Below are 6717 nucleotides of genomic sequence, written 5' to 3'. Positions count from 1 at the left end.
ATCGTTATCCCTTTCCCTTCAGAAGCGCAAGCGTCAGTTCCCGCCGCCGCGTGGGCTCCCACCGGAATCGGAACAGAATTAAATTGTCCGCCTCTCCCCAACAATCCGGCCGGCGTGTATCCTTTATTCTGGCAATCATTGAATGCAACGTTCACGCGCCTGGTCTTTGCGCTTGACCGGTAAAATGTAGTATTATAAGAATGTGCGTTGAAGGCAGCCACACCCCCGAACCTGTCATACACGCTTGAACTTAGATAATTTACGAGTTGAGTGGAATTGGATGCAACTGGAGCATTTCTCACATCCACCCGCCAAACGCTAGACGAGCCAAATGGATACCCCCGCGCCAAGCCGGGAAGCGAGCCCGAAGCCTTTGCCCTCATTGAAGGACGCGCCGCTCCTGCCTTGCTTGGCGCTGCGGTTGGCCGCACCCCAACGGTTTGGGAACCACTTGGCTCATGAGGCGATTCCGAGAACGGTCTGCTGGGCGAAGCGACGGACGGAACCACGTTTTCGCTGCGACCGACTGAACTTAACCTCGACACATTCTCGTTCTGCAGATCAAGTATTGTCACGCCTCCAGCAATCACGACAACCAACGCCACGCAGACGAGTACTATCAAGTTCCGCTTACTGGCCTTCACGGTCACCCCCGCAGTTCGCTCGCCGCGTGAGACACACGCCGGTTCGGCTAGGGTACCCGCCGTAACCGAGAGTCAGTCATTGACCTCAAGATGAGGCGCGGGAAGGGTCAGGTTCGGAGGTCCTTGTTGCAAGACCAAAACTCTCGTTGGCGCGAATCGCATTTCGCTGACCCACCAACCGCGGCGATGCATCTTCACTACTACACAGAGACACTGACTCCGTCACTGCCCTAATGCATCGATGCGGTCGCGTTTCCATCGTCCGATTTCCAGGAAGAGCAGATCCTTAGCGCGAGAGCTGAAAGCCGGCGCCATAGCAATCGACTGCGGGTCCTCGATACCGCAACAACACGGGCCCGTTCCCGCGGTGGATTCATTCGCGTCGCAGCAGGTTACCTGTCGAATAGTTCGCGTTACGTTCAAAGCTCGTCCATGCCTCGATGCTCAATGACAACTCTTCACCAAATTGCGTGTGCGGGACGGCCAATAGCGCGAGATCCAGATGCGGCCGGAGGTGCCGAAATGCATCGACGAAGCCCGCTTGTCTGTGCGTGTTCAGTGCGCTAGATTGACCGCTCGGACCGTAGTCGAAGCAATGTACTACGCCTGAAAGCCACAACTAGCGATGGCTGGCGAGGATCAGTAAAAATGGTCAAGAACGAACTTCGTAACACTCGAGTCATAATTTTCGCACCCAACGCGAGTACTCGCATGGGCGGCGAAGCGATTATCCCTTGGCACTATTTTCAACGCCTGCGCGATCGAGGCGTAGACGCACATCTTGTGACACACGAACGAGTACGCGAAGAACTAACTAACCTGTCCCCAGGTCGTACTCCTTCGATGCACTTTGTGGTCGATACGTGCGCAAGCCGTTGGCTAGGACGATTAGGAACTAAGCTTCCTTATGCGGTTCGAGGACTGTCAGTTTGGCCTCTCATGGCTCTCGCTAACGGTATTCGTGGACGACGACTTGTCTCGTCTATTATCAGCGGCAGCCCGGGAGACGTTGTTATTCACGAGCCGACACCAGTTTCTCCACGACAGCCATCAGTTATGTTTGGCTTACGGGCACCGTTGGTAGTCGGACCCATGAATGGGGGAATGACATACCCGCCCGCGTTCGCCTCAGAAGTGGGAAGTCTTGAGCGGACGCTACGATGGGCCATCAGAACTTTGGCCGACGTTGCAAATATTTTGGTGCCCGGAAAGCGTGAAGCGTCGATATTACTCGTCGCCAACGGTCGCACAGCAGCAGCGCTCCCAAAGCCTATCCGCGATCGCCCAACGCTAATGATGGTAGAAAATGGCGTTGACCTTGAGTTGTTCAAGGTACCGGAGGACGAATACGTGCGTCCCGAGGCGAGCTTCACTTTCGTTGGTCGGCTCGTGGACTGGAAAAGGGTCGACCTGCTTCTGCAAGCTGTGAGCATGCTGCCTAAACATGTCACGCTGAATATAATTGGCGACGGTCCGATGCGATCGGTATGGGAAGCGCATTCAAGGCACCTGGGGCTGACCGACCGAGTTCGCTTTGAAGGGCAGGCTTCGCAAGACGAGTGCGCCATCGCCTTGACTCACACCACCGCACTGGTGCTGCCCAGCATTTACGAGTGCGGCGGCGCTGTCGTACTGGAGGCGATGGCGGCTGGCGTTCCAGTGATTGCCACGAACTGGGGTGGGCCAGCTGATTACATCATCCAGGGAGAGACTGGTTTTCTCATCGAGCCCGACAGTGCGCAGGAGTATTCAACTCGACTCGCCGACGCGATGTCCCAGATACTTTCAAATCCCGATCTTGCTCGCAAGATGGGAATAGCAGGACGAGAGAGGGCCGCCAAATACTTTGACTGGACAACGAAGATTCAGAATATAACGGTGATATACTCGAGCGCAATTGACCAGTACCGCCATAAGCTTTCGACCTCGAGGCGGGGGCGCAGGCCCTGACTAGCGCTAGCGGTTAACAAAGTCGGCCAAGTTGTCGCCTGAAGGTGAGGGTGTTTGAGTCCTCCCCGGAAGGATGAAGCGCCGCTGACGCAGGTCGCGAAGGGCTTCGGCGTATCAATCACGTGCCTGCGGCGGTAGCTGCGGACCGCGAACCAGGACTAGGGCGTTGCAGGCATCGCGGGCCGCGAAGTGGTCGACGTGGTGGCGCCAGGTGACGCGCAGAAACGCATGCGGCTGCTGGAGCGTGAGAGCGAGGTCCTGCGCCGAGCGGCGCGTATCTCTCGCAGGCGTCGCTCTCGAAATGACGTACCCGGTGGTCCTTCAGCCCACAAAGCGCTCGCGAAGTGGCGCGCCGACCCGGTCTCGCAGCGCGACTGGGACGACGCGCATCTGACGAACGCTGTCGTTGACGCTCACGCCGATGACCCGACGTTCGGGTACCGATTCGTCGCGGACGAGCTGAAGGCCGCCGGTCACGTCGCTACCGAGTGGCGGCTGTAGAGGCTGTGCTCGCAGCAGCGGCTCTGGTTGTTGCGTGCCAAGAGGCGGGGTCTGACTCGGAAGGCGGGCCCGCCCGGCGTATGACGACCGGGTGCGCCGGGAGTTCTCCACTCCGGACGTGAACCGGCTCTGGCTCACCAAGAGCACGGAGCACCCGACGAGCGAAGGGAAGCTCTTTCTTTGCGCCGTGAAGGACGCTTGCTCGAAGCGGATCATGGGTTACTCGATCGATTCCCTCATGAAGGCAACGCTCGCGGTCAACGCGCTCCGGATGGCGATCAGTCGCCGCGACCACGTCATGACGATGACACTCGGAACGCGGCAGTCAATGGAGCTGGACTGCTCGGACCGAGGGGCCGGGTCGGCGCATGTGCGGACAACGCGGCGATGGAATCGTCCTTCGCGCTCCTGCAGAAGAACGTCCTCGACCGGCGACGAAGGGGCAACACGTGAGCAGCGCCGGCTCCCGATTGTGACCTGGATCGGGGGCAGCTATCGCCGGCGACGCCGCCAGCGATCCCTCGGGAGTCTCACGCCCCTCGAATACGAAGCAATATTGAAGCCACTGGCCGCTGTCGCGGCCTCAGACAACGTCACAACCGAAGCGAAGTCTCCGCCCGGAACGCATCCGGCGCTGAGCTGCGGATCCGCGGCGCCGCGTTCCCTGCCCGGAAGACCCTTGAGGAGTTCGTCTTCGACCACCAGCCCGGTGTTCGGCGTGACGACATCGCCCCGCTAGCCGCGGGCCACTACCTGGCCGAGGCCCGCAACGTCGTGCTCCTCGGCCCTCCCGGGACCGGCAAAACCCACCTCGCGACCGCACTCGGGATCGCGGCCTGCCATGCCGGGCAACGGGTCCTGTTCGGGACCGCGACGGACTGGGTCGCCCGTCTCCAAGACGCCCACCAACGAGGCCCGCTCCCCGCGGAGCTCGTGAAGCTGCGCCGGTTCGGGTTGATCATCATCGACGAGGTCGGCTACCTGCCCTTCGAGCAGGACGCCGCGAACCTGTTCTTCCAACTCGTCTCATCCCGCTACGAACACGCGTCACTGATCCTGACCAGCAACCTCCCGTTCGCTCGCTGGGGCGACGTGTTCGGCGACCAGACCGTCGCCGCAGCGATGATCGACCGCATCGTCCACCACGCCGACGTCCACACCCTCAAAGGCGCCAGCTACCGACTGAAACACCTCGGCGAGAACGCCCTACCCAGCGTCCAAGCCGAGCGGGCAAACTAACGACCAACGAAACGTGGTCCACATTTCAACGAGCGAAACTGGTCGACTTTTCCAAGAGCGCAGACACTCGTTCTCCCTCAGATGCGTTGAGACTCGATCAGCTTCGACTCTGGCGACACCGCTGGTGGTCTGTCGTCCTGGTTCACGCGAGCGACGAACGCGGCCGTCCCCGCGTGCCGGGCTGCCCAGTGGGCAGTGGGCATCGGCCGTTGCGGTTAACCGCGTTTATCTGGCGCCTCCCGAGTCCGAGTCTTCGCACGCTCTGGTGCTCCTAGGAGCGAACGACCTCCAGAACGGCACGACGACGTACTCGGGGTTGATCGCAAGTCTGACGACGATGTACAAGATGCTGTCCGGGCAGGGCATCACGCCAGTCGGTGTCACGATCCTGCTGAAGACGACCTCGATGACCATCTGGGCGACGACGACGAACCAGACCGCCTTCGGTGCAACCTGCACCGAAGGCTCGTCCTCGGTCCGCTCCCATGTCGACACCTGAATCCGCGGCGGTGCGAGGGGCTGATCAGCGGGTTCGTTGAGTTCGCCGACAGCGTCGAAACGGCCGAGCCTCAGGGGTCGGGATGGCGAACGACGCGGTCGACAGAATCCACCCGAATCCGACCGGCCACGCCGCAGCGGCTGCTGCCGTGAACCTCACGACCATCGTCGCACAGTACTCACAACTGCAGTGCGTCGAAGGATCCTACGCGCATCCATCAGAGCAGTACACACGGCCGTTCTAGCGGATCCCGTGTTCCGGAGCGGCCACAATGCCGCACCCGTTTCGCACCGCGCAACGCGGTCAGGATTAGGCTCCGCGAATAACTTGTTCGCAGCAGCCCGAACTTGAATGGTCATCACCACGCGAGGATAGATTATTCCTGCAGTTCAAGGCAAGGCCGCGGCCCTCAGTTCTCTTTGACCCGCTGATCAGGTGTGCTTGCAAGCTTTGCTGAGGCAAGGGACTTTGCGTGCCAACGCTTTCTAAATCTGTTAATGGGACGCTCAACGAGGAACCATGAGGCGACGGTGACAATGGCAGTTGCGGAATACGACAGGCCGATAAAAGGTATTCTGGATAAGCCAAGGTGCTTCACGGCCTCAAAGATTGGGTTGTGAAAAAGATAGATTCCGTAGGAAACTTGGCCAACAGCAGCGATGGGCTTCCACTCCAGAGCGCGAGACAGGATTCTGCGCGGGTTGAGTAGCAAATTTGCGATGAAGACTGCAACCAGTAACCCAAAAATGGTGTAGCCACCTAGCATATAGGGCGTAAATGACCGGGTTACCACCATGGCGCCAACTAGGCACGCCGCAACGACGGCACCCACCCACGGTTTAGCGAGCCAACGGGGGATCTGATCATTGACCCAGCACACTGCGAGCAACGCCCCGATCAGCAACTCGTCAACGCAGTACCAGGGCAAGCCTCGATTCTCGTAAGGATTGGGCCCTGTGGATGTCACTGACCTGAATACCGAGAACGCGACGATCAGCGCCAAGAGCGTCCAGCGGCTCCGACGAAGAGCAGGTATCAACAGAAGAGCGAGGGGCCAGAAGAGGTAAAACTGTTCTTCTACTCCGAGCGACCAGGTTTGTACTAGGTAGCCCTGATGCAAGTTAACGAGATTTGAAATGTAGAGGCCAGCAACAAGGAGAGCTTGCCACGTCGGAGACGTACTGTAGTCATCGCCAACGATAAGGAACAAACAGAAGGTCAGCGCTAATGCGATCAGAAGCGGCGGGTATAAACGTAATGCACGACGCGTGTAGAAACGGCCCAGCCTCAGGCGTCCTGCAACTCGCAACTCCATCAACAAGAGTCGAGTTATCAGGAACCCCGATAGCACAAAGAAAATATCGACGCCTAGACCACCCCCTGTGAAGGGTCCAAAGAACGTGTGATCAATTATCACGGCGCCAATCGCGATTGCGCGGACTCCATCCAGGCCCGGAAGATAGTCGCTCTTGCCTTCGATGGTCGGCATGGTGGTCCTTCCCCGAAGGGGCTTTGCGTAACGATGCGACAAAGAGCCTGGGTGGCAGGCACCCCCGCCAATCCTAGGCGAACGTCTAGGGCGTGTCTCCTAACCCGTGTCGGTGGGATGCGGGAGCGTTGTTGGGTGGTGCGGGGTCCGGTTCTTTCGGATGCGCAGTGGGCTCGGATCGAGCCGCTGATGCCAGTGCCGGCCGCGGGTGGTGGGCGGCCGTTCCGTGAACACCGGCAGGTCGTCGAGGCGATCATCTGGCGGTATCGCGCTGGTGCGCCGTGGCGTGATCTGCCGGAGTCGTTCGGATCATGGAAGACGGCGTGGAAGCGGCACCGCCGATTCTCGGACCTGACTTCGATCAAGTTAGTGCCCCGCTGATCGGTGTTCTCGTC

The 6717-nt window shown here is 59.6% G+C and carries 5 protein-coding genes and 1 pseudogene; 5 read left to right on the top strand and 1 reads right to left on the bottom strand.

From position 1 onward, the window contains the following. The first annotated feature begins 1820 nt into the window (after positions 1–1820). From ACFE67_RS04570 to ACFE67_RS04555, 4 genes and pseudogenes are all read left to right on the top strand, one after another. Positions 1821–2594 carry a glycosyltransferase family 4 protein gene (locus ACFE67_RS04570; protein WP_375405689.1) on the top strand — a complete coding sequence of 258 codons (774 nt, stop codon included), beginning with the start codon at positions 1821–1823 and terminating at the stop codon, positions 2592–2594. 54 nt (positions 2595–2648) lie between these two features. Beyond that, positions 2649–3675: pseudogene (locus ACFE67_RS04565) on the top strand (DDE-type integrase/transposase/recombinase); the annotation flags it as partial. Continuing rightward, positions 3573–4334 carry an IS21-like element helper ATPase IstB gene (gene istB, locus ACFE67_RS04560; protein ID WP_375405706.1) on the top strand — a complete coding sequence of 254 codons (762 nt, stop codon included), beginning with the start codon at positions 3573–3575 and terminating at the stop codon, positions 4332–4334. The pseudogene ACFE67_RS04565 and the gene istB, both read left to right, overlap by 103 nt. 265 nt (positions 4335–4599) lie before the next feature. After that, a complete protein-coding gene (locus ACFE67_RS04555) occupies positions 4600–4833 on the top strand; it encodes a hypothetical protein (RefSeq protein WP_375405688.1) in 234 nt (77 codons plus the stop codon). A gap of 409 nt (positions 4834–5242) precedes the next feature. Here ACFE67_RS04555 and ACFE67_RS04550 read toward each other — a convergent pair whose 3' ends face one another. Further along, positions 5243–6322, bottom strand: a complete 1080-nt coding sequence (locus ACFE67_RS04550; protein ID WP_375405687.1) for an acyltransferase family protein — start codon at positions 6320–6322, stop codon at positions 5243–5245. 33 nt (positions 6323–6355) lie between these two features. Here ACFE67_RS04550 and ACFE67_RS04545 point away from each other — a divergent pair, with 33 nt between their 5' ends. Further along, on the top strand, positions 6356–6703 hold the full coding sequence (locus ACFE67_RS04545) for a transposase (protein ID WP_375405686.1): 348 nt from the start codon (positions 6356–6358) through the stop codon (positions 6701–6703). Positions 6704–6717: the final 14 nt, after the last annotated feature.

Origin of the sequence: uncultured Amnibacterium sp., assembly GCF_964244015.1 — a bacterium.
GTDB lineage: Bacteria > Actinomycetota > Actinomycetes > Actinomycetales > Microbacteriaceae > Amnibacterium.
This window is presented reverse-complemented; position numbering and strand designations above follow the sequence as displayed.